Source organism: candidate division TA06 bacterium (genome assembly GCA_016235665.1).
In the GTDB taxonomy this organism is placed as follows: domain Bacteria; phylum Edwardsbacteria; class AC1; order AC1; family EtOH8; genus UBA5202.
Genome location: JACRJI010000011.1, coordinates 1 through 22,073, shown reverse-complemented (window position 1 = coordinate 22,073; position 22,073 = coordinate 1). Strand labels below are relative to the sequence as shown.

Here is a 22,073-nt window from a genome sequence, read left to right as displayed (position 1 = left end):
ATTAATTAGCTCGGGGATTCCATGACATCCTATGCATAAAATATTTTCCTGTTTTCCTGGTTTCCTTATAAATTTGTTTTGCCTTGGTTGGTCCCGGCCGGACGCAGCATCCTGAACATCTCCATCAGCTCGGCTATCCGGAACAGCCGGGCCAGACCCAGATAGGCCGCGCCCAGCGCCAGCATCATGGCTGCCAGGTAGAATATCTTTGGTCCCAAATGCCCTCCGTCCACCCATTGCTGCCAAGCCAGGCTCAGGCCCCAGCCCAGCAGGCCTACCAGAACCGAGGCCGCCGCAGTCTTGAGGAACACCGGCAGCAGCAAACTCAGTTTGATCTCCCGGACCCTGGTTCGTATCAGCCCCAGGCTTAAAAGCGCGATCAAGGTATAGGCCGCGGCGTGCCCCAGGGCCAGCCCGTTCACCCCCAGCGTCCCGATCACCAGCAGGTTAAAGCCCGAGTTGAAGGCATTGCCGATGAGGTTGAGGACCATCGGGGTTTTCGTATCCTGCAGGGAATAAAAGACCCGGTTCAGGAAAAGGTATAAAGTAAAGGAGAACAGCCCCAGTGAATACAGGGACAGCACCCGGGCCAGCATAAAACTGTCGGCGGCGTGGAAGCGCCCGTGCTGCATCAGCGACTGGACGATGGGAAAGCTGCAGGTGATCAGCACCGCCATGGACGGGATGATGCAGATGGCGCTCCAGCTGATGCCCTTGCGGACGGCTCCGGCGAAACTTTCCCATTCCTTTTTCACCGCCAGGTGGGACAGGCCCGGCAGCAGCACTGTCCCGATGGACACCGCCAGCAGGCCGTGGGGCAGGATGTAAAAGGCAAAAGCATACTGCAGGGCCGAGACCCCGCCCTGGATGCCGATGGCCAGGTTGTTCTGGACGGTCAGGTTCAGCTGGTTGAAGGCCACATAAAGTATCACCGGCAGGGAAAGTTTTAAGGTCTTGACCACCGCCGGGTGCCTGAAGCTCACGGTAAAATGGTATTTAAAGCCGCTGCTTTTAAGGCCAGGAAGAAGAAGAAGCACCTGGGCCAGCACTCCGAAGGTGGTGCCAACGGCCAGCCCGGTCGGGCCGAACCAGGGTAAAAGTTTGTAGGCGAACAGTGTGGCAATGACCACCAGGTTGTTGGCCACCGGGGCGTAGGCCACCGCCGCGAACTTACCCCGGACGTTAAGCACCCCCCCGCCGATGGCCGAAAACCCGTAAAAAAATATCTGGGGGATGAAGAACCAGAAGAAGAACAGAACCTGCTCCCGGGTGGCGGTCTGGGCCTTAAGGGTCTGGATGTAGACCAGGAAAGGCGAGGCGGCAAAGCAGACCAATGTGGTGGCGGCCATCACCACCAGTCCGGCGTTGATCACCTGGCTGATGTTGATCCAGGCCAGCTTGGGCTCGTGCTCCGAAAGCTGCTCCACTATCACCGGAATGAACACCGCCGACAGGATCCCGCCCAGGATCAGTTCGTAGACCATGGTGGGCAATACGTGGGCCAGGTTGTAGGCGTCAGCTAGCGGGGTAAAGCCCAGCACCGCACTCATCAGGGCCAGTTTGACGAACCCGGTCAGGCGGGAGAACAGGGTGCCCAAGGACATCCCGGCTATGGATTTAAGGGTTTTGCTCATGGGTTAGATTATACCTTATTTTGGGGCAAGGCTCAATTGTTTTTTTGACCTCACCCTGCCTTACGTCTTCCCTCTCCTAATGCTTTAGGAGAGGGGCAGGGGTGAGGTCAGATAAAAGAAACCGTCCTGCGGATACCGCTGGACGGTTTGATCCAACCCCAAGGTAAGGACACGGAATGCCGTGTCCTTACGGGGTGTCGTACCCGGATGTATAAAACCCTCTGTGCCGGAGTTTACCCTGAGTGTTTAGAAGGGTGTCTCTGTGGCAAATGTCCCCTATTTCAATCCCACCAAAGTCTGCGCCTTGTTCGGTGTGAATTTGACCTTGCCCTCCCGGGCCAGCCAGCCCAGGGACAGGTAAAGCTGTTTGTCATCCAGCTTGGCCAGCTTTTTAAGGGAGCTGAGGCTCTGGTCCCCTTTGGCGCTAAGCACTTTCCAGACCGCCCCCGCATTTTGGCCGATGATCGCAGTCCACATTTTGGTTCCTCCTAAAGTTATATGGTGCTGATCGGTTTCTACCTGGTAATAAATGCTTCTAAATGTCTATCCAAGTAGCTCAGGCACATATTCAAAAAACTATCCGCAGATTTCACAGATCTTCGCAGATTTTTTATATTAAAGCTAATATTTTTAGGAACAAATAGAATCGTTATCATCGTTCGGCTAACGCTTACGACAGCGTCTGCGTTAATCTGTGGATAAAGGGTACTGAGTAAGTTATATAACTATTTACTTTTTATCTGGTAACAACAGCCCCGTCAATCCTGTCAACCCATTTCTTAAGCCCCAGCCTTACGAAAATATCCCGGGCCGCTTTTATCTCATCGAACAGCCCCATCACCATACCGTAGTAATAGCGGGCCTTGGCTGTATCCAGCGGCTGCTTGATCGCTTCAAAGACGGCAATGGCTTCCCGGAATTTTTCGGCCGATCCCTCTATCCGGGCCTGCAGCAGCAAAGCCTCCGCCCGGCCGGCCTTTGAGTTCAACTGTCCGGCCAGCTCAAGCGACCTCTCCGCATATTCCAGGGCCAGGGAGGGATTTTTTAGGGCCAGTTCCAATTCGCCGTAAAAAAGACAGACCTGGCGCAGGACGAACTTGGCCCCCACCTCTACGGCGATCTTTTCACTCCTGACCAGGCAGGCCCTGGCTTCTTCATATTTTCCCTGTTTCAGGTAGACATTGGCGATATTGTTCAGGCTTAGGGCCTGGCCCTGCCGGTCGCCTGTCTCTTCCTCTATCTTCAGGGCCTTGGCATAATAGTCATGGGCCTTGGGATGATCATCCAAGATACTGGCCACGCTGCCCATATTGTTAAGGCTGGGAGCAGCGCCCGCCCGGTTGCCGATCTCCTCCCATATCCTTACCGACCGGCCGAAGTACTCCAGGGCTTTAAGATAATCGCCGCTGCGGTAATAAACCGTTCCGATGTTGTTGAGGCTGGGAGCCTGGCAGTGCCGGTCGCCGATCTCCTCCTCTATCTGCAGGGCCTTGACCAAATATTCCAGCGTCTTGGAATAATCTCCCAGGTTGCCGTGGATTAGCCCGATGTTGTTGAGGCTGGTGGCCTGGCCCTGCCGGTCGCCGAACTCCTCCTCAATCTGCAGGGCTTTTTCATAGCATTCCAGAGCAACAAGATAATCTCCCCGATGGTAATGGACAAAGCTCAGATTGTTGAGGCTGTGTGCTTGTCCTGTACGGTTGCCGTTCTCCTCCTCCAGCTTAAGGGCCTGGGAAAAATAATCCAGCGCCTTGGGATAGTCCCCCTGGGTGCCGTGCGCCAGCCCGATGTTGTTCAGGCAGGTGGCCTGGCCCTTTTTGTCGCCCAGCTCCCGGTAAAGCGAATGGGATTCGGTGGCCGAGCTCAGCATCTCGTCGTATCTGCTTAGGGAATTATAAGTGTCGCTCAGCTCCAGGTGATAATCCGCCTGGTACTTTTTATTCTGGATCTTCCCGGACAATGACAGCCCCCGGCTGAGATCGCTTAAGGCCCGGTCGTATCGTCCCACCAGGCTAAGCACCTGGCACCGGTTCAGCAGGATGTGGAGGACCCGGGAATGTTCAATGTGATGTTTGTGGTTTGGCATTGGAATTGTGGATTGCTTTTTAAACGGATGAATTGGACGGTTGTAGATCCCTTCAGATTGGAATACTGACTATATTAAGAATACACCTAAAACCCAGCAAAATCAAGGCCTTTCTTGAGCACTCCCTCCTTCTTAAGAAAAAACAAAAATCCCCTCACCTGGTTTAACAGGAAAGGGGTTTGTATCTGCGTGGTGGTTTCAAAACACCCCGCCGTCGACTGAGGGGCTGGCATTTCGCTATACTTGTGCTGCGAAATGCCCGATGCATCGAAGCCAGGCGGGGCACTTGTGATGAGCTTGTCGAATTACTCACCCACCGGCCAGGACTAATTCCTAAAACTATGCGCCACCGACAGACTTCCCACGAACAAGAAACCCAGCCAGTACAGCAATAAGAAAGGCACCGAGGCCAGCTGCATGTGCTCAAAGGCGTACCACAAGGCCGCCGAGGTGTAGACCACCAAAAGCAGTTCCAGCACCACCGTCAGTTCGAACTTGGCCTTGTATTTTTTGCCGGACCAGCCCTTGGGCTTGCCCAGGGTCAGGTTGTACTTGGGGGTGCGGGCGAAGGCGCTCTGGCGGTTGCACAGGGCGCTTAACACCGCCTTGGAGTTGATCACCGACAGGCCGATGGCCCCGGCCATCAGGATGGGCAGGAACAGTATGCGGCGGCGCCAGTCGGGGTAGATCTCCTTTTGGGCGTAGATGTAGAAGATGGGATAGCTGAAGGCGCAAAGGGTGAAGACCGTGGCCCCGATGAAGAATCCCCGGGAGGCGGCCTGGGAGACCTTGAGGATCATCATGGGGAAGGACAGCAGGGTCACCATCAGCATCACCGGAAAGACGATGTGGTTGGTCAAATGGACGGTGGCCTCCCACTTGCGCAGGCCGGTAAGCTTGGGATCGCGCCAGATCCGGGGCAGAAGTTTCTTGGCGGTCTGGATGGCCCCCTTGGCCCAGCGGTACTGCTGGGCTTTGTAGCCGTGGACCTCCTCCGGCACCTCGGCCGGGCAGACGATGTCGTTGACGTATACGAACTCCCACCCGGCCAGCTGGGCCCGGTAGGAAAGGTCCATGTCCTCGGTCAAAGTGTCCTGCTGCCAGTCGCCGGCGTTGAGAATGGCCTCCTTCCGCCAGACCCCGGCGGTGCCGTTGAAGTTCATGAAGATGCCGGATGAATTGCGGGCCCCGTGCTCGATCACGAAATGGGCGTCCAGCCCAATGGCCTGGCCCTTGGTCAGCAGCGAGGCCTGGCCGTTGATGTGGCCCCAGCGGGCCTGCACCAGGCCGATCTTGGGCGAGGAGAAATAGGGCATCATATTCTTGAGGAAATCAACCGGAGGCACGAAGTCGGCGTCGAAGATGGCCAGGAACTCTCCCTTGGCCGCGGCCAGCCCGGCCTTAAGCGCCCCGGCCTTGAAGCCGCTGCGGTCGGTGCGGTGCAGGTGGACGATGTTGATCCCCTGTTTGCGGTACTTTTCGGCCAGCTGTCCGGCGTGCTCCCTGGTCTCGTCGGTGGAATCGTCCAGCACCTGGATCTCCAGCTTGTCCTTGGGATAGTCCAGGGCGGCCGCCGAGTCTATCAGCCGCTCCACCACGTACTTCTCGTTGTAGATGGGAAGCTGCACCGTGACCGTGGGCCATTCGTCAAGCTGGCAGCGGACCTTCTGGCGGTTCGCCTTGTTCTTGCGGTACAGGTAGACCATCAGGTAAGCATGGAACGAGTATACCGACAGCACCAGCATCATCAGGCAGTAGAATACCAGCAAAAGGATATCGTAGGTGGACATGGTCTTGTTATAAATTATATATTAAACTAATAACATTACTACCATAGAGCGTGGCACTGAGCTTGCCGAAGTGACACGAAGGCAAAGAGAAATAACCACTTTAATACCTTTATGACTTGAGCAATAAATATTGACTCCTCTGTGTCTCTGAGTCTCTGCTGCAAATGGTTCTCAGCTGAGGTTCTTCAGCACCATCTTGGCCACCGACTTTAGGGTCTCGAACACCCCGTAGCCCTGGTGGGCCACCGCCTCCATCTCCGGAGAGTTATACTTGTTCAGCTGCCCCCTCAGCTCCTCTACTGAAGCTATATTAGGCAGGTCCCTTTTATTGTACTGGATCAGAAAGGGCAGGGTCTGAATGTTCAGTCCGTATTCCGCCATGTTGTCCTGGAGGTTGGCCATGGATTCCACGTTGGCCTCCAGCCGTTCCACCTGGGAATCGGCCACGAACACCACACCGTCCACGCCCCTCAGGATCAGCTTGCGGCTGGCATTGTAGAACACCTGCCCCGGTACGGTGTACAGATGGAACCTGGTCTTGAAGCCCTTGATAGAACCCAGGTCCAGGGGCAGGAAGTCGAAGAACAGTGTCCGGTCCAGCTCGGTGGCCAGGGAGATCAGCTTGCCTTTGGCCTCGGGCGCCACCTTGGTGTAAATGTGCTTGATATTGGTGGTCTTGCCGCAAAGGCCGCACCCATAGTAGACGATCTTGCAGTTGATCTCGCGCGATGAATAATTTATTAAAGACACTTTTGGCGCTCCCGGCTACTTAAAAAGGTTATCCAGCTCGGATTCGGCCTCGGAGGCGAAATCGGAGCCGAAATTTGAACCCGACAGCGGCGGGGGCTGGGGAGATTCCTCCAGTTTGGCGAAGATGGCCTGGAACATCTTGATCAGCTCGGCCACGGTCTGCTTGGTGCGAACCCGTACCAGGCCCAGGGTGGTGCGCTGGTCGAAGATCACCGCCAGCATCACCCGGGATTCGATGGAGGCCACGTAGATGTTCTGTTTTTCCCCCTGATGGAACAGGGTGGAGAATTCCTTCTCTCCCACCAGCATGGCCAGCTGGCTGGTGGCTGCGAAATCGGCGGCCGAGAGAGAGGCGAACGAGGTGGTGTCCAGCTGGCTGATATCCCCGGCTGTGGTGATCAGCTGGCCGGCCTTGTCGATCAGCAGCACCGCCAGGGAATTGGTGTTCTTAAGGAGCTGGTTCAACAGCTCGTTAATAGACCAAAAATCGTCCTCGAATACGTTTAAATTTTCCACCGGCACTTTAATTCACCTCGTAAAATTTCTTCTGGTTGAGGGACCCGGGCGAGGCGCGCCTCTCCCCTACAGTGATCCAATCCCTAATATCTGATCCCATAACCCAAGGTCAGTCCCTGTTATCTGATCCCTGTACCCTAAGGTTACAGGCTGCACTTCTTGCCCAGGTTCTCCCAGCGCAGATCAATGTCCTTCTGGATCTCATCTATGATGGCCTGGTTCTCCGGGCGTTTCAGGTGGCGGAATCGTTCCTGCAGGAAAAGCCATTCGGAGATGGGTTTTCTCTCCTTGGGAGTGGAATTGAGCTTGTACTTTCCGTCCTCCACCTCGTACAGCGGCCAGAAGTTGGTCTCCACCGCCAGCCGTCCCAGTTCGGCGGTCAGTTCCGGGGGATAGCCCCAGCCCAGCCGGCAGGGCTGCAATACTGCTATGAAGGCCGGGCCGCCCTTGGCCAAAGCCTTTTCCACTTTCTTGGTGAAATCGGACCAGTTGCCCACCACGCTCTGGGCCACATAGGGAATGCCGTGGGCCGCTATAATCTCGGTCAGGTTCTTGCGGAACTGGACCTTGCCCGGGATCTTCTTGCCGTTGGGGCTGGTGGTGGTGGCGCTGCCCTTGGGGGTGGCCGAGGAGCGCTGGATGCCGGTGTTCATGTATGCCTGGTTGTCGTAGCAGATGTAGAGCATGTTGTGCCCGCGCTCCATGGCGCCGGACAGGGCCTGCAGCCCGATGTCGTAGGTGCCGCCGTCGCCGCCGAAGGCCATGAAACGGATGTCCTCTTTCACCGTGCCCTGGCGCTTCAGCGACTTGTAGGCCGCCTCCACCCCGGAGATGGTGGCCGCCGAGTTCTCGAAGGCGCTGTGGATGAAGGGCACGTCCCAGGCGGTATAGGGGAAGATGGTGGAGACCACTTCCAGACAGCCGGTGGCGCAGGTGGTCACTACCGGCTTGTCTCCGGCGGCCAGCAATGCCTGGCGGGCCACCACGGTGGCTCCGCACCCGGCGCAGGCCCGGTGTCCCCCGGTGAACTTGTCGCCCCGGGCTGCCAGTTCTTTAAGATTTGCCATTTTTATATTATCCTTGTAATAAAATTCTAAATTCAGAATTCAGAATTCAAAATTCTGCCTTCTGCTTTTTGTATTTAGTCCCTGACCCCCAGGTAGCTGACCGAATCGGCCTTGATCTTGCCGGCCTTCAGGTCCATGAACAGGCCCTCGATCTGCTCCATGTCTATCTCCCGCCCGCCCAGGCCGTAGACCACCCCTGCTATCTGGGGCTTTTTGGCCGAGCCGTAGAGGGCCGAACGGACCTCGGTGAACACCGGGCCGCCGAAGCTGCCGATGGAGTCGGAGCGGTCCAGCACCGCCACCGTCTTGATGTTCTCCAACGCCCTGGCGATCTCCTCGGCCGGGAAGGGACGGAAGACGCGGATCTTCAGCAGTCCGGCCTTGACCCCCTGCTTGCGCAGCTTGTCGATGACCACCTTGGCGGTGCCGCAGGTGGAGCCCAGGGCCACGATGGCCACTTCGGCGTCGTCCAGCTGGTATTTCTCGATCAGGCCGTAATTGGTGTCGAACTTCTTTCCGAACTCGGCCCCCACTTCCTTGATGACCTTCAGGGCGTTGTTCTGGGCGTCCACCATGGCCCGGCGGTGTTCGAAATAATAATCGGTCAGGTTGATGGCCCCCACGGTGAAGGGCTTCTTGATGTCCAAAAGGTGCATCATGGGATCGTACTTCCCGATGAAGCTCTGGACATCGGCGTCGGACAGGGTGTCTATACGCTCCATGCCGTGGGAGATGATGAAGCCGTCGGTGGTGACCATCACCGGCAGGCGGACGTCCTTGTGCTCGGCTATCCGCATGGCCTGGATCATGCTGTCGTAGGCCTCCTGGGCGTTCTCGGAGAAGATGTGGATCCAGCCGGCGTCGCGGCAGCCCATGGTGTCGGAGTGGTCGCAGTGGATGTTGATGGGGGCCGCCAGCGCCCGGTTGACGTCGGCCATCACGATGGGCAGGCGCAGCCCGGCGGCGATGTAGATCATCTCGTACATCAGGGCCAGGCCCTGGGAGCTGGTGCCGGTCATGGTCCGGGCCCCGGCCGCGCAGGATCCGATGCAGGCCGACATGGCCGAATGCTCGGACTCCACCGCCACGAACTCGGTCTTGACCTCGCCGTCGGCCACGTACTGGGAGAATATCTGAACGATCTCGGTGGCCGGAGTGATGGGATAGGCGGCCACCACGTCGGGATTGATCTGCTTCATGGCCAGAGCCATGGCTTCGTTGCCGGTCTTGGCCAGTATTATCTTCTGCATGCTATTTGACCTCCTCTACCATGGTGATGGCCTTGACCTTCTTCTTGCCCGGACACTCGTGGGCGCAGATGCCGCAGCCCTTGCAGTGATCCAGGTTAAAGCCCGTCACCTGGCCGTCCTTTAAGGTCACCGATGAGTCGGGGCAGTAGACCCAGCAGAACAGGCACTGGATGCAGTTCTCGGGATGGTACACCGGTTTGGAGCTTCTCCAGTCTCCGGTCTTGAACTCCACGGCTGTGCCGCTTTTTTCGATATTGCCGCCCAGGGCCAGTTCCTTGTATTTTTTAAGTTCGCTCATGCCGACTTTACCTCCTCTGCCGCCCGCTTCATGGATTGGATGTTCCCCTCTATCACTTCCGGCCGGTGGGCGAATTTCTTGGCCAGCTTCTTTTCGGTGTCCTCCATCATGCCCTTGAAATCCAGAACCCCGGTGATCTTTACCAGGGCCGCCAGCATCGGAGTGTTGGGGATGTTCTTGCCGATGGTCTCCTCGGATATCTTGGAGGCGTCCACCGTGAATATCCTGCCGTCGAACTTGACGGACTTTTTGATCTCCACCGCATCCAGACCGGTATTGATGATCAGCATGCCGTCCGCCCCCAGGCCCGCGGTGACGTTGACCGAAGCCATCAGGGTGGGATCCAGCACCACCACCACCTTGGGTGATTTCACCGGACAATGCATCAGGATGGGCTGCTCGTCGATGCGGTTGAATGATTGCACCGGGGCGCCCATCCGCTCCGGTCCGTACTCGGGAAAGGCCTGTACATACTTGCCGGCCGACAATGCGGCGTCGGCCAGTAACAGGGCCGCGGTCTTGGCTCCCTGACCGCCCCGTCCGTGCCATCTGATCTCGATCATATTATATTGATAACTCCTATAAATTGCAGAGGGATAAAAAAATGCCCCCAGGCTGAAAATGCCAAAGTAAATAGTTAGTATAGCTCAAAATAGGGTAAAAGTCAAATACTTTTTGCTTATTATGGGGATGTTCAGGTCACTTGACTGCTTTTTCCTGTTTTTTGATAATTGATACTGTTTCCTGCCACAAGAATTGAACGGGTTTTCGGCGGCTATCTCCCCTTTTCCAATTCATCGATTTTATTCTTAAAATCTATCTCGGGAGCCGTCTTATAGATTTCATGGTAAAGATCAAGTGCCTTCGTCCTGTAATCTTGCATGCCGGAGAGCTTGAACATCTCGTAATAAAGCCGGGCCTGGTGTCTTGGCTTATTCTGGGGATTCAGCGCTTCCAATGCTTTTAATCCGCCTTCCGGATCGGAAAGGGCCGTGATTTTGGCCAGCAGCAGATTGCACAGGAAACCGGGGTCCTTTTTACCCAGGGACTTCGATATTTCCATCGACTGCAGACAGGCGTCCTGCGACCCCGAATATTCCCCAAGATCGAACAAAAGGTCTGCCTTTTCCAGCAGAAACATGGTCAAATAGTACGTCAGATTTATCTTCCTGGCCAGTTCTATGGCCTGATCGAAGTGCTGCTTGGCATTATCATGCTCCCCCTTCAACCGGCAAAGGCCGGCCATGTGGCTCAGGCTTATGGAACGCCCCCTTCTGTCTCCCATCTCATCTGCAAGTTTGAGCCTGGTCTGAATGCCATGAAGCGCCTTGTCATATTTCCCCAGGGCCATGTAAACAGCCGACATATTCCCCAAGGCTACGGTTAAATTATGCTTATCCCCGTAATAGCCTGCCCACTTGGCCAAATATTCCCAGCACTCCAAAGCCTTTCCGTAATCGCCCATGTTCAAATGGACCCAGCCTATATTCCCCATTCCGAGGCTGGCGCTAAGCTGGTCCCCGTCCTGCAGGTCAGCCTGATAGCATTTCTGGTAGCATTCCAAAGCCTTCTGACTGTCGCCCAGATTGCCGTAGAGATTCCCCATATTGTTTACGGCAATGGAGATTCCCGGCCGGTCTTTGCAGGCCATTGATATATCCAAGGATTCCTGAAAGCACTCCAACGCCAGGATGTTATTTCCCCGCTCGATCTGATTATTGCCGATCTTGTTCAGCACCGCAGCCAGGTTCAGTTGGTCCCTTGTACTCCGGTAATAGTCCCGGGCTGATTCAAGCAGTTCCAATGAGGTTCCCTGCTCTCCCCGTTTATACAACAGCCAGCCCAGTTTGGTTTGGCACTCGGCTGCGGCCTCTTTGTTACCGGCCAAACTGACCGTTTCCAGTCCGGCGGCAAACAAAGACCTGGCTTCATTCCAACGGCCGGTAAGTTCCAGCACCCCTCCCTTTTTGACCAGTACCTGGTGGGGGTGAAAGGAGGTTGAGACTCCCGGCACTTCAAACCATAAAATTTTCAGCGGGTGTTTATGCAAGACTTGAACAAATTGGATGTTTAAAGGAATTGAGATACTGTTCCGGCTTTTAAATATACCACTTTAAACTTTTACATGCAATAAAAAATATCACTTTCTTCCGCCAAATAATCTTGATAATTGGTACCGGTTATGTTATACTGAATATTTGTAAATCAGTTACTGTTCAGCCGTAAAGTCACAAAGACGCTAAGACACTGGACCATTCCCCTATATGAAATAAACGCACGTATATTGTTCATCCTTTGAGAATTGGTGTCACTTTATAAACTCAGTGTACCGCTTAGTTGCTCTAATAGTTACGAAAATAAACCAATAATTCCCGGGAGAACCAATATCCCATGAAGACCTTTGCTCAAAAAGTTTTGGCGGCCCTTCCCTCCAAAGGCCTGGATTACGCCGATGTCCGGGTGACCGGCCAGCTCAGCGAGAACATCGCCACCAAGAACGGCAGTGTGGAGGCGGTCACCAAGAGTTCCGATTCCGGTTTCGGATTAAGGGTACTGGTCAACGGAGCCTGGGGCTTCGCTTCCAGCTCCCGGCTGGAAACCGCCGAGATCAAAAAAGTTGTCAGGGACGCCATCGAGATCGCCAAAGCCAGCGGCCTGACCAGGGTTGAAAAGGTGGAACTGTCCCGGCTGAAGCCCCAGAAGGGCAGTTATAAAACACCGGTCAGGACCGATCCCTTCCAGGTCCCGCTGGAAAGAAAGATAGATCTGCTTTTAAAGGCCGACTCCATCATGCGCCGGAACAAGAAGATCAAGATGGCCAAGGGCGGCCTGTGGTTCCTTAAGGGTGAAAAGGTCTTTGCCTCCACCCAAGGCACTTTGGTCAGCGAGGACCGCACCGAATCCGGCGGCGAGATCAGCGCTTTCGCCATTGAGGGTTCCGAGGTCCAGACCCGCAGCTACCCCAACATGAGCGGCGACACCCGCCAGGCCGGCTACGAGTTCATCGAGCAGATGGACCTGGCCGGAAATGCCGAGCGCACCGCTTCCGAAGCCGCCATGCTGCTGACCGCTCCCCCCTGCCCCGCCAGGATCTCCACCATCATCATCGCCACCAACCAGCTGGCCCTGCAGGTCCACGAGTCCATCGGTCATCCAATTGAACTGGACCGGGTATACGGCACAGAGGCCAGCTACGCCGGCACCAGTTTTTTGACCACCGACAAGCTGAATGATCTTAAATACGGTTCGGATATAGTCAACGTCACGGCCGACGCCACCACCCCCGCCGGCCTGGGGACCTTCGGCTGGGACGACGAGGGCGTGCCGGCCCAGAAAGTGCCCATCATCCGGCGGGGAAAGTTCGTGGGTTACCTGACCTCGCGGGAGACCGCCCCCCGGCTGGGCCTGGCCTCGGGCGGCGCCATGCGGGCCGACGGTTGGAACCGGATCCCCATCATCCGGATGACAAATATCAACCTGGAGCCGGGCCGGTGGAATTACCAGGATCTGATCGCCGACACCAAAGACGCGGTGCTGTTCGACACCACCAAGACCTGGAGCATCGACGACAAGCGCCTCAACTTCCAGTTTGCCACCGAGATCGCCTGGGAGATCAAGCACGGGAAACTGACCGGCCGGGTATTCAAGAACGCCACTTACACCGGGATCACCCCGGCCTTCTGGAACAACTGCGACGCTGTCTGCAATAAAAAATCATGGCACCTGTGGGGCGTGCCCAACTGCGGCAAGGGTCAGCCGGGCCAAAGCGCCCACGTGGGACACGGGGTGGCCCCGGCCCGCTTCCAGAAAGTGCAGATCGGGGTTTCCTGAAAATAATAAAATTAAACAACGGGTCAGATTAATCTGACCTGTTGTTTTAGGCGGGTGAATATGAAGAACGATATGAAAATAATTGCCAAGCTGATGCCCCGGTTCCTGGCGGCGGCCCTGCTGGTCACAGCAGCCGGCGGCTGCGCTTATTTCAACAGCTACTACAACGCAAAAAAGCTGTACGATTCAGGGACCCGCAGCCGCCAGGGATTCCCAGACACCCTGGCCGCCGCAGGGGCTCAGGCCGCCGCCCTGCAGCAGGCCGCCGATAAGTTTGCCGGAGTGGCAGGAAGTTATCCCGGCAGCCGCTGGGCGGCCCCCAGCCTGTATTACATGGGCAACTGTTTTTTCTTTACCGGGCAGAACGAAAAAGCCCTCCGCAAATTTCAGGAGGTCTGGCAGTTTTACGGACAGGGTAAATATGCCACGCTGGCCCGGCTTAATTCGGCGGTTTTAAATTACAAGCTTGGTGATTACCCCGCCGCCCTGACCGATATCCAGTTATTAAGGACCGGGACTGATAAAGCTATCCACCGGCGGATCTCGTTTCTGGAGGCTGAGATCGCCCAGGTCTCCGGCGACTATTCCCAGGCGGCCATTCTCTGGCAGAGATTCCTTTTCAACCATCCCAAGGGCGATTTTACGGTTGACGCCCGTTTCAAGTATGCCCAGTGCCTGGTCGCCTTGGATCAACACCGCCAGGCAGTTCAGGAATTAGAGGTGCTGGCTGACAGGCGCCTTTCTCAAAATACTGGTTATCAGATAAAAATGCTTCTGGCCCAAAGCTATCAGACTTTTGGCGAAACGGAAAAGGCCTTGAAAATATATCAGTCTTTGCTTAAAAAATACCTCCCCAACACGCCCCAGTCGGCTTTACTTGATCTTTTGATCTGCCAGATACAAGTCCGGCAAGCCGCAGACTCATCAGCCGTCAAGTTGTATTCCCAACTGGCTCAGAAGCATCCCCAAAGCCTGGCAGCCTCGGTAGCCTACTGTAGGATGGGAGAACTGCAGGAAGCCTCCCAAAACCTGGACAGCGCAAAGGCCTTGTTTACCCTGTCCAGCCGGGGAACAAACAACGATTTCGATCATCCGGACTTTGCCGGCATCCGGACCCTGGCCCTCCGGAAAACGGAAAACATCTCCCTGCTGGGCGGATACAGACAACAGCTTGATTCCGCGGCGGCCGAGCAAAATGCTCAATTGCTGTTCCTGATGGCCGAGCACTATCTGTTCGGGCTTAACCAACCGGATTCGGCCGTCTCGGTCTACCTTAAGCTGGCTTCCGGCTATCCCTCTCTGCCTATCGCCGCTAAGTCGCTTTACGCCGTAGCCTGGACCCTGAACAAATACCAGCGGGATTCCGCCCTGGTTAAAAGTTATCGCCTGCAGTTAGTGGAAAAGTATCCTTACTCCCGTTATGCCAACGCCGCCCGGATGGAGATGGGATTGCCCCCCGACCTGGCGGTCAGCGACAGCGAACCCACCATAGAATTCAAGCTAAAACCCAAGGCGGCTCCGGTCCGGCCGGATTCTTTGACGCAGCCGGAGGAAAAGCAGTCGGAGCCCGGTCCCCAGAACATTCCGGCGCCGGCTATCCCGGGGCCGGCTGACGAAGATAACCGAATACGGATAGACAAATGATGTTAGAGCAAAAAGTAAAGATCACCTCCCATCAGAAGATAGCCCCCCAGGTATTCCTGATGGCCTATGCTTCGCCGCAGATGGCCGCCCAGGCCAGGCCCGGACAGTTCGTCCATCTAAAGCCGTCGGGCCCCGGCCCCCTGCTGTTAAGGCGGCCGTTCAGCATCAACCGGGTCAAGGGAAGTAACCTGTTCATCATGTACCGGGTGGTGGGCCGGGGCACCTCTCTCATCTCCTCCCTGCCCAAGGGAACGGAGATGGATGTGCTGGGTCCTTTGGGAAAGGGATTTGAGATCAGCCGGAAATACAGCGAGCATGTGATCCTGGCCGGGGGAATGGGTCTGGCCCCGATGCAGTTCCTGGCTGACCGTCTGAAGGCTATGAAACTGGAGTCCCGGATTTTTTATGGGTGCGCCGGCAAAAAGGAAATGCTGCCCTGCCCGGCTCCCGGCAAGATCATAGCCACCGACGACGGCAGCTGCGGATACAAGGGATTTGTGACCGATGCCTTCCTGACATGCATCGACAAGTTCAAAAAGCCGGTGGTATATGCCTGCGGCCCCTGGCCGATGCTCAAACGCACGGCGATGATCTGCCGCCAGCACAACATTGACTGCCAGGTCTCCCTGGAGGCTTTCATGGCCTGCGGAGTGGGCGCCTGCCAGGGCTGCGTGGTCAAGGGGGTAAAGGAATATGTCACCGTCTGCCGCCAGGGACCGGTGTTCGACAGCCGGGAGATAGACTGGGAGCAGGAGTTTGGCCTATGAAAAACATCAGAACCAAGAATTCCATTGACCTCTCGGTGGAGATCGCCGGGATCAAAATGAAGAATCCGGTGCTGGCCGCCTCCGGCACCTTCGGCTACGGGACGGAATACCTCCCCCTGGTCCCCCCGGGCCTGTTCGGGGCCGTGATCACCAAGACCATCACCCTGCTGCCCCGGGCCGGAAACAAACCGCCCCGGGTCTATGAGACCCCCGGCGGAATGCTTAATTCCATCGGCCTGGCCAATGTGGGGGCGGAGAAGTTTTTAAAGGAAAAACTGCCCGAGCTGCTATCACACCACCCGGTGGTGATCGTCAACATCGCCGGCAACACCATGGAGGAATACGTTGAACTGGCCGGGATGCTCAAAGGACGGCCCGGCATCTCCGGGATCGAACTTAACATCTCCTGCCCCAACGTCAAGCAGGGCGGAGTGGCCTTCGGCTCTGATCCCATTCAGGCCGCCAAGCTGACCACCCTGGCGAAAAAAGCGGCAGACAAACCGCTGATCGTCAAGCTCAGCCCCAACGTGGCGGACATCGCGGCCATCGCCCGGGCGGTGGAACAGGCCGGGGCCGACGCCATTTCGCTGATCAACACCCTTTACGGCATGGCCATCGACATCGATAAGCAGAGGCCGGTATTGGGCAACATTACCGGCGGGCTTTCCGGACCGGCTGTCAAACCGGTGGCCCTCTACAACGTATTCAAGGCCAGCCGGGCGGTAAAGGTCCCGGTGATCGGCCTGGGCGGCATCATGAGCTCTGATGACGCGGTGGAATTCATGCTGGCCGGGGCCAGTGCAGTGCAGATCGGTACCGCCAGTTTCGTGGACCCCAGCGCCGTCAAGGAGATCACCGGTGGATTGAAGGATTACTGCCTTAAAAAAGGATACTCCAAAGTTTCACAGATCACGGGAAAACTTGCGGTATGAAAAAAACTGCCTGGTCATTGGCACTCCTTGCCGGACTTTTGGGCTGCGCCCCCGCCCCCATCTACCGGAGCGGTACGGCCTGCACCAGCCCGGTCAAAGAAACTGCGGCGGAAAATAAAATACAGCCCACGGCCAAAACCGAACCCTGGCCGCTGGCTGTCCAGCAGGGTCTGGCCAGCTACTACGGCCGGGAATTCCACGGGCGCAAGACCGCCAACGGAGAGATCTTTGACATGGAGGCCATGACCGCCGCCCACCGCACCCTGCCCTTCGGCACCATGGTCCGGGTCACTAATCTCCGGACCAGCCAGAGCGTGACCGTCAAGATCAACGACCGCGGGCCGTTCGTGGAAGGCCGGCTGATAGACCTGTCCCAGGGAGCGGCCAGAAAGATCGGGATAAACGGGGTGGAACCGGTCCGGCTGGAGATCATCCAGCAGCCCAACAATTAACAGTTAACAAATAACCATTCCCAGTTTACAATTACGATTAACTAATTTTCATCATAGAGCCAAGGAGCGCGATGCAGATACCAGCCAACGAAAGACTGATAGTGGCCCTGGATGTACCTTCCTACGCCGAAGCCGAGAAGCTGATCAAGGACATTTCCGGCCCGGTAAAATACTTCAAGGTCGGCAGCCAGCTGTTCACCGCCTGCGGTCCCAAAATAGTGGAACTAATAAAAGCCCAGGGCGGAAAGATATTTCTGGACCTGAAATTCCACGACATCCCCACCACCGTGGCCAAGGCCGCCGTGGCGGCGGTGGAACTGGGGGTGGATATGTTCAATCTTCATTCCATGGGCGGATTTGAGATGATGGAAGAAGCGGCCAATGCCGCCTTGGAGGCCTGCGCCCAATTCAAGAAACCCAAGCCGGTGATCCTGGGAGTGACCGTGCTGACCAGTTTTGACGAAGCCACCTTCAGCGATGTGCTGGGGGCGCCCGGCCGGGGCATCCCGGAACAGGTGCTGCACCTGGCCCGGCTGACCAAGAGCGCCGGTCTGGACGGCGTGGTGGCCTCGCCCCAGGAGATCGAACTGCTGAGGAAGAACATCGGAAAGGATTTTGTGATCCTGACCCCGGGGATCAGGCCGCTGGATGCTGAGGCCGGTGACCAGAAGAGGATCTTGACGCCCGGCCAGGCCATCGCCCTGGGAGCCGATTACCTGGTGGTGGGCCGGCCCATCACCGGAGCCAAGGACAAGAACGACGCCGCCAACAACATCCAAAAGGAGATCCAAGATGCCCTTAAGTAAACAGGAGATCAAAGACGTTCTGGTCAACCGGCAGGTGCTGCTGGACGGACACTTTTTGCTGACCTCGGGGAAGCATAGCCAGTACTATTTCGAAAAATTCAGGATTTTGCAATACCCCCATGACAGCCAGGCCTTTTGCGGGATTATCGCCGAGCATTTCAAAAACTATGACATTCAGACCGTGGTCGGACCCACCACCGGCGGCATCATCATCGCCTCCGAAGTGGCCCGGCAGATGGACAAAAAGGCCATCTACGCCGAGCGGACCCCGGAAGGCCGGGGTTTCTTACGGGGAATGTCCCTGGCCAAAGGTGAAAAAGTGCTGGTGGTGGATGATGTAATGACCACAGGCGGCTCGGTGATTGAGACCATCGAGGCGGTGAAACGGGCCGGAGCGCAATTGATGGGCGTGGCGGTGTTCATCGACCGCAGTTCCAAAGCCCCGGATTTCGGGGTTCCCTTCCTGGGGATCTACGGGGAAAAGGTTGAGACCTTTGAACCGGACAATTGCCCCCTCTGCAAAAAGGGGATTCCCCTGGCCAAGCATGGAAGCAACCCCAATAAATGATCTGGGAACAGAAAAAAGACGCCATCATTTCTGATGGCGTCTTTTTTTATATGGATCAATTTGTAAGGGCAATTCACGCGTCCGACGAAGCAGCTAAAGATGGCATAGTCGGATGAATTACCCAGGCAAAATATCATATTACCGGAACGAATAAGGTATGGTAAAAGGCCTCTCCGCCGGCTGGCCGTTGACCGTGCCGGGCTTGAAGCTGGATTTTTGGGCGGCTTCCACTGCCGCCTCATCGCAGCCTCCTCCGATGCCCCGTAGCACTTCAGCGCTCTTGACCGTGCCGTCAGCACCCACTATCACCTTAACGAAAACCCGGCCGGTGATCTTGGCGCTCCTGGCAAGGTCGGGATACTTGGCAGTGGCGATTTTAATGGGCTCTGGATCGGTGGGCGGGATCTCGGCCACCGGTTCGGGAGTGGCGGCCACCGGAACCGGGGTGGGCGCTGGAGTGGGCGTTTCGGCTACCAAGATGTCCTGCGGGTTGACCGCCTTGGGGGCCGGAGCCGGCTTGACCGCTGCGGGCTTGGGTGCGGCCGGAACCGGTTTGTTGTTGACTGGTGTTGGTGCCGGAGTTTCAGGCTCGGGAGCAGCCACGGGTGCCGGAGTTTCCGGGGCCGGCGGAGTAACGGCCGCCACCTGGGTACCGCGCCGCTCGGCCGAAGGTATCCACCATTCGTCCAACGAAGCCAAGGGCCCGCGGGCGTCGCTTTCCGCCCCCTTCACCCCCTTGTAGACCATGGCCACCACATTGGGCACAAACAGATAGGTGGTGGGCTGTTCCTGGTAGACCACCTGCTGGAACTTGACCCAGATATCTTTGGCCTTGCGCCGGCTTAAGGTTCCCAAACCTTGTTCTATCAGGCTGTCCACCTGGGGATTGGAATAGTCAAGCAGATTGAACTTGCCCTTATTTTCGATCTTGGTATGCCAGACTGCGGTGGGGTCCACTTTTTGGTCGTTCTTCCAGGAGAACAACATAACATCGTAGGCCCCGGTGCGGATCTTCTGGATGAAGGTCCTGGCGTCGACCGACTGGACATTGACCTTGACGCCCACCGTCTTCAGCTGTTTCTGGATGATGGCGGCCGAGGCTTCCAGCACCGGCTGGCCCTGGGCTAACAGCAGGTTTATCTGCAGCACCTGGCGGGGATTCTTGGCCAGGAAACCATCCTTGTTCATGGTCTTCCAGCCCAGATCAGAAAGGGCGGCCTTGACCATCTCGGGGTCGTAGGGCATGGGTTTGAGCTTCTCGTCAAAAGCCCAGGAACTGGGCAGGATGGGCCCGGATGCCGATTGGCCCTTGCCCAGCAGTACGTTCTGGATCATTTCCGAGGGATCTATGGCCATGGCAAAGGCCTTGCGCATTTCGGACGAGGCAAACAGCTGGCTCTTCAGATTCCAGCCCAGATAGGTATAGGACCTTCCGGGATAGTCGATGGTGACCAGATTGGGATCTCCCTGAAGTTTCAGAATGGTTTGGGGAGACAGGTCTTCGGTCATGTCAACCTCGCCGTTCTGCAGGGCGGCGGCCAGGGCGGCCTCGTCGCCGAAGAACCGGATCACGATCTGTTCCAGGGCCGGCTTGCCCTTGTAAAAGTCCGGGTTGGCGGCCAGCACCAGGCGGTCGCCCCTGATCCACTGTTCCACCTTGTAAGGCCCGTCGGTAACCGGGTTGGCGTCGAACTCACCGGAAGACATACTGGCCTGAGTTTCCAGGGAATGCTTGGGAAGGACGATGATCCCCGTATCGAACAGTTCATCGGAATAAAGCCGGTTGAATTTGAAGCGCACGGTGTAGGTGCTGATCACCTCCACCTTTTCCACAAACTGCAGGTAACCGGCCCGGGAATAGTTGACCTTGGCGTCGGTCATCCTGTCAAAGGTATATTTGACGTCCTCGGCCGTCACCGGCTGCCCGTCGCTCCACTTGACGTCCTGGCGCAGGTGGTAGGTGACTTCCTTGAAATCCTCGGAAAACTTCCAGCTCTCGGCCAGCTCGGGCACTATGTTCATCGATTTGTCAAAACGGTGCAAACTCAGGAAAAGTTTTTCCTGGATGTCGCTGGGCGCGGTGAACGACAGCAGCAGAGGGTTCAGCGAGGCCGGCTCGTTGAGCGATCCGATTGTCAGCGTTCCCCCGGCTTCGCCCAGCGGGTATTTTTCCCGCTTGGAACAGCCTGCCATTACGATCAACAGGACTGCTACAGTTACCAGAAAGTACCTGGCACCGATTTGGGAAAACCGTTTCATGTTAGTGCTCCTTTAGTTTTAAAGGATATTAGAAATTAAATTTAAAGTTGTTTGACCGCCCCACTTCAGATGCCAACCAAGTACACTTTCTCAGTGCACCGCCTCAATCCCCCTCCCGCAAGGAGGGGGAAACCGTATTCCCTTCCCTTGCGGGGAATGGGTAGGGGTTAGGTCGGTAGCCCAGCAAGCTTCCCTAATACATAACATTATAACAAGTTAAGACTTTTGTCAAGTAAAAATTTACTTGCGAAGCCCCTGATTTTTGTAGTATAGTTATGTCATGACGTTTTCCGCCATCATATGCTCATTTCTGGTCATTCTTAACACCACTGCAAAGGCTGATACCATGCCTAAAACAGACACCTCCTGTCTGGCCGCCGACCTCCACTGCGACGCCCCCATGAAGATCGTCAATGGAAAAACGCTGACAGACAGAACCAGCCAGGTGACCATCGCCAAACTGAAGAAAGGCCGGATTGCCTTGCAGGTCTTCGCCTGCTGGGTGCCTCCCTCCTATCGCCGCCAGAAAGCTATCGACTATACTTTGGACATGATAGCCAAAACTAAATCGGAAATTGCCAAATTCCCAAATGATCTGATGATTGTGACAGACAAGGATTCCTGGCAGAAATGCCTGAAAGAAAAGAAGACCGGCGTCCTGCTGGGCATCGAAGGCGGCCATGCTTTGGGAGAGACAGCGGAGAATCTGAGTATGTTCCACGCCCTGGGAGTAAGGATACTGACCCTGACCTGGAATAACTCCAACAAATTTGCCGCCTCCGGATTAAGCGCCAACAAGACCAAAAAGGACTTAGGGCTTACGGCTGACGGCTTACAGCTTGTCAAATTAGCCGATTCGCTGGGGGTGATGATTGACCTCTCCCATTCTTCCGAGAAGACCTTTTGGGATGTGCTGAAAGTTTCCAAGAAACCTCCTTTTGCCTCCCACTCCTGCGCCCGGGCCTTGAATAAGAAGTTTCAGTTCCGGAACCTGAGCGATGAACAGATAAAGGCCCTGGCCCGTGCCGGGGGACTGGTCGGAGTCAATTTTTATCCCGGCTTCCTGGGGGAAAAGCGGAAACCGGCCGACATCAATTCCGTGGCCGATCAGTTTGAGCACATGAAGAATCTGGCCGGAGTTGAGTGCCTGGCCCTGGGTTCTGATTTCGACGGGATAGATGAAGTGCCCAAAGATTTGGAGGGTCCGGACAAGATACCTGACCTGCTGAAAGTGCTGGAGAAACGTGGTTTTAGCAATGAAGATATAAACAAGATAGCGCTGAATAATTTTATAAGATATATGGGTTGGCGATGAAGGGATTATAAATGTAGGGACACGGTATACCGTGTCCTATAAGAAAATAATTTATTCATCCACCCACCCAGAAAAGAAAAGCCCCGAAGCATAATGCTTCGGGGCTTT

Annotated in this window: 20 protein-coding genes; 8 read left to right on the top strand and 12 right to left on the bottom strand. The window is 56.1% G+C overall.

Annotated features, from left to right (window positions below):
* Window positions 1-65 precede the first annotated feature (65 nt).
* From murJ to HZA73_05905, 11 genes are all read right to left on the bottom strand, one after another.
* Window positions 66-1,634 (bottom strand): murein biosynthesis integral membrane protein MurJ, encoded by a 1,569-nt coding sequence (gene murJ, locus HZA73_05955; GenBank protein MBI5805572.1) that lies wholly within the window; start codon window positions 1,632-1,634, stop codon window positions 66-68.
* Window positions 1,635-1,910: 276 nt separating this feature from the next.
* Window positions 1,911-2,111, bottom strand: a complete 201-nt coding sequence (locus HZA73_05950; protein MBI5805571.1) for a winged helix-turn-helix domain-containing protein — start codon at window positions 2,109-2,111, stop codon at window positions 1,911-1,913.
* A 259-nt stretch (window positions 2,112-2,370) separates the two neighbouring features.
* Window positions 2,371-3,720 (bottom strand): tetratricopeptide repeat protein, encoded by a 1,350-nt coding sequence (locus tag HZA73_05945; GenBank protein ID MBI5805570.1) that lies wholly within the window; start codon window positions 3,718-3,720, stop codon window positions 2,371-2,373.
* Between the two features lie 326 nt (window positions 3,721-4,046).
* Complete coding sequence (locus HZA73_05940; protein ID MBI5805569.1) at window positions 4,047-5,510, bottom strand: glycosyltransferase; 1,464 nt, start codon at window positions 5,508-5,510, stop codon at window positions 4,047-4,049.
* A gap of 171 nt (window positions 5,511-5,681) precedes the next feature.
* Window positions 5,682-6,260, bottom strand: a complete 579-nt coding sequence (locus HZA73_05935) for a gliding-motility protein MglA (GenBank protein ID MBI5805568.1) — start codon at window positions 6,258-6,260, stop codon at window positions 5,682-5,684.
* A 15-nt stretch (window positions 6,261-6,275) separates the two neighbouring features.
* A complete protein-coding gene (locus tag HZA73_05930; protein ID MBI5805567.1) occupies window positions 6,276-6,782 on the bottom strand; it encodes a roadblock/LC7 domain-containing protein in 507 nt (168 codons plus the stop codon).
* A 137-nt stretch (window positions 6,783-6,919) separates the two neighbouring features.
* The gene (locus HZA73_05925) at window positions 6,920-7,843 is read right to left on the bottom strand and encodes a pyruvate ferredoxin oxidoreductase (GenBank protein ID MBI5805566.1); all 924 of its coding nucleotides are present in this window, start codon (window positions 7,841-7,843) and stop codon (window positions 6,920-6,922) included.
* Between the two features lie 74 nt (window positions 7,844-7,917).
* Complete coding sequence (gene porA / locus HZA73_05920; protein ID MBI5805565.1) at window positions 7,918-9,093, bottom strand: pyruvate ferredoxin oxidoreductase; 1,176 nt, start codon at window positions 9,091-9,093, stop codon at window positions 7,918-7,920.
* 1 nt (window position 9,094) lies between these two features.
* Window positions 9,095-9,391, bottom strand: coding sequence for a hypothetical protein (locus HZA73_05915; GenBank protein MBI5805564.1), 297 nt, complete (start codon window positions 9,389-9,391; stop codon window positions 9,095-9,097).
* Window positions 9,388-9,954 carry a 2-oxoacid:acceptor oxidoreductase family protein gene (locus HZA73_05910; protein MBI5805563.1) on the bottom strand — a complete coding sequence of 189 codons (567 nt, stop codon included), beginning with the start codon at window positions 9,952-9,954 and terminating at the stop codon, window positions 9,388-9,390. Before HZA73_05910 ends, HZA73_05915 begins: the two co-directional genes overlap by 4 nt.
* A 212-nt stretch (window positions 9,955-10,166) precedes the next feature.
* A complete protein-coding gene (locus HZA73_05905) occupies window positions 10,167-11,405 on the bottom strand; it encodes a tetratricopeptide repeat protein (GenBank protein MBI5805562.1) in 1,239 nt (412 codons plus the stop codon).
* A 377-nt stretch (window positions 11,406-11,782) separates the two neighbouring features.
* Between HZA73_05905 and HZA73_05900 the strand changes: the two genes are divergently transcribed.
* The 7 genes from HZA73_05900 to HZA73_05870 all read left to right on the top strand — a co-directional run bounded on the left by HZA73_05900 (window position 11,783) and on the right by HZA73_05870 (window position 18,391).
* Entirely contained in the window at window positions 11,783-13,222 is a 1,440-nt protein-coding gene (locus HZA73_05900; protein MBI5805561.1) for a TldD/PmbA family protein, read from the top strand.
* Between the two features lie 60 nt (window positions 13,223-13,282).
* Window positions 13,283-14,866: a tetratricopeptide repeat protein gene (locus HZA73_05895; GenBank protein ID MBI5805560.1), complete on the top strand. Its 1,584-nt coding sequence runs from the start codon at window positions 13,283-13,285 to the stop codon at window positions 14,864-14,866.
* Window positions 14,863-15,633: a dihydroorotate dehydrogenase electron transfer subunit gene (locus HZA73_05890; protein MBI5805559.1), complete on the top strand. Its 771-nt coding sequence runs from the start codon at window positions 14,863-14,865 to the stop codon at window positions 15,631-15,633. Before HZA73_05895 ends, HZA73_05890 begins: the two co-directional genes overlap by 4 nt.
* Window positions 15,630-16,565, top strand: coding sequence for a dihydroorotate dehydrogenase (locus HZA73_05885; GenBank protein ID MBI5805558.1), 936 nt, complete (start codon window positions 15,630-15,632; stop codon window positions 16,563-16,565). Before HZA73_05890 ends, HZA73_05885 begins: the two co-directional genes overlap by 4 nt.
* Complete coding sequence (locus HZA73_05880; protein MBI5805557.1) at window positions 16,562-17,017, top strand: septal ring lytic transglycosylase RlpA family protein; 456 nt, start codon at window positions 16,562-16,564, stop codon at window positions 17,015-17,017. The genes HZA73_05885 and HZA73_05880 overlap by 4 nt, the downstream gene beginning before the upstream one ends.
* A 71-nt stretch (window positions 17,018-17,088) precedes the next feature.
* Window positions 17,089-17,823 carry an orotidine-5'-phosphate decarboxylase gene (pyrF, locus tag HZA73_05875; GenBank protein ID MBI5805556.1) on the top strand — a complete coding sequence of 245 codons (735 nt, stop codon included), beginning with the start codon at window positions 17,089-17,091 and terminating at the stop codon, window positions 17,821-17,823.
* Complete coding sequence (locus HZA73_05870) at window positions 17,810-18,391, top strand: orotate phosphoribosyltransferase (protein MBI5805555.1); 582 nt, start codon at window positions 17,810-17,812, stop codon at window positions 18,389-18,391. The genes pyrF and HZA73_05870 overlap by 14 nt, the downstream gene beginning before the upstream one ends.
* Window positions 18,392-18,529: 138 nt before the next feature.
* On the opposite strand, the gene HZA73_05865 is transcribed toward HZA73_05870, so the two are convergent.
* On the bottom strand, window positions 18,530-20,650 hold the full coding sequence (locus tag HZA73_05865; protein MBI5805554.1) for a TonB family protein: 2,121 nt from the start codon (window positions 20,648-20,650) through the stop codon (window positions 18,530-18,532).
* Window positions 20,651-20,996: 346 nt separating this feature from the next.
* Between HZA73_05865 and HZA73_05860 the strand changes: the two genes are divergently transcribed.
* The gene (locus HZA73_05860) at window positions 20,997-21,965 is read left to right on the top strand and encodes a membrane dipeptidase (protein MBI5805553.1); all 969 of its coding nucleotides are present in this window, start codon (window positions 20,997-20,999) and stop codon (window positions 21,963-21,965) included.
* Window positions 21,966-22,073: the final 108 nt, after the last annotated feature.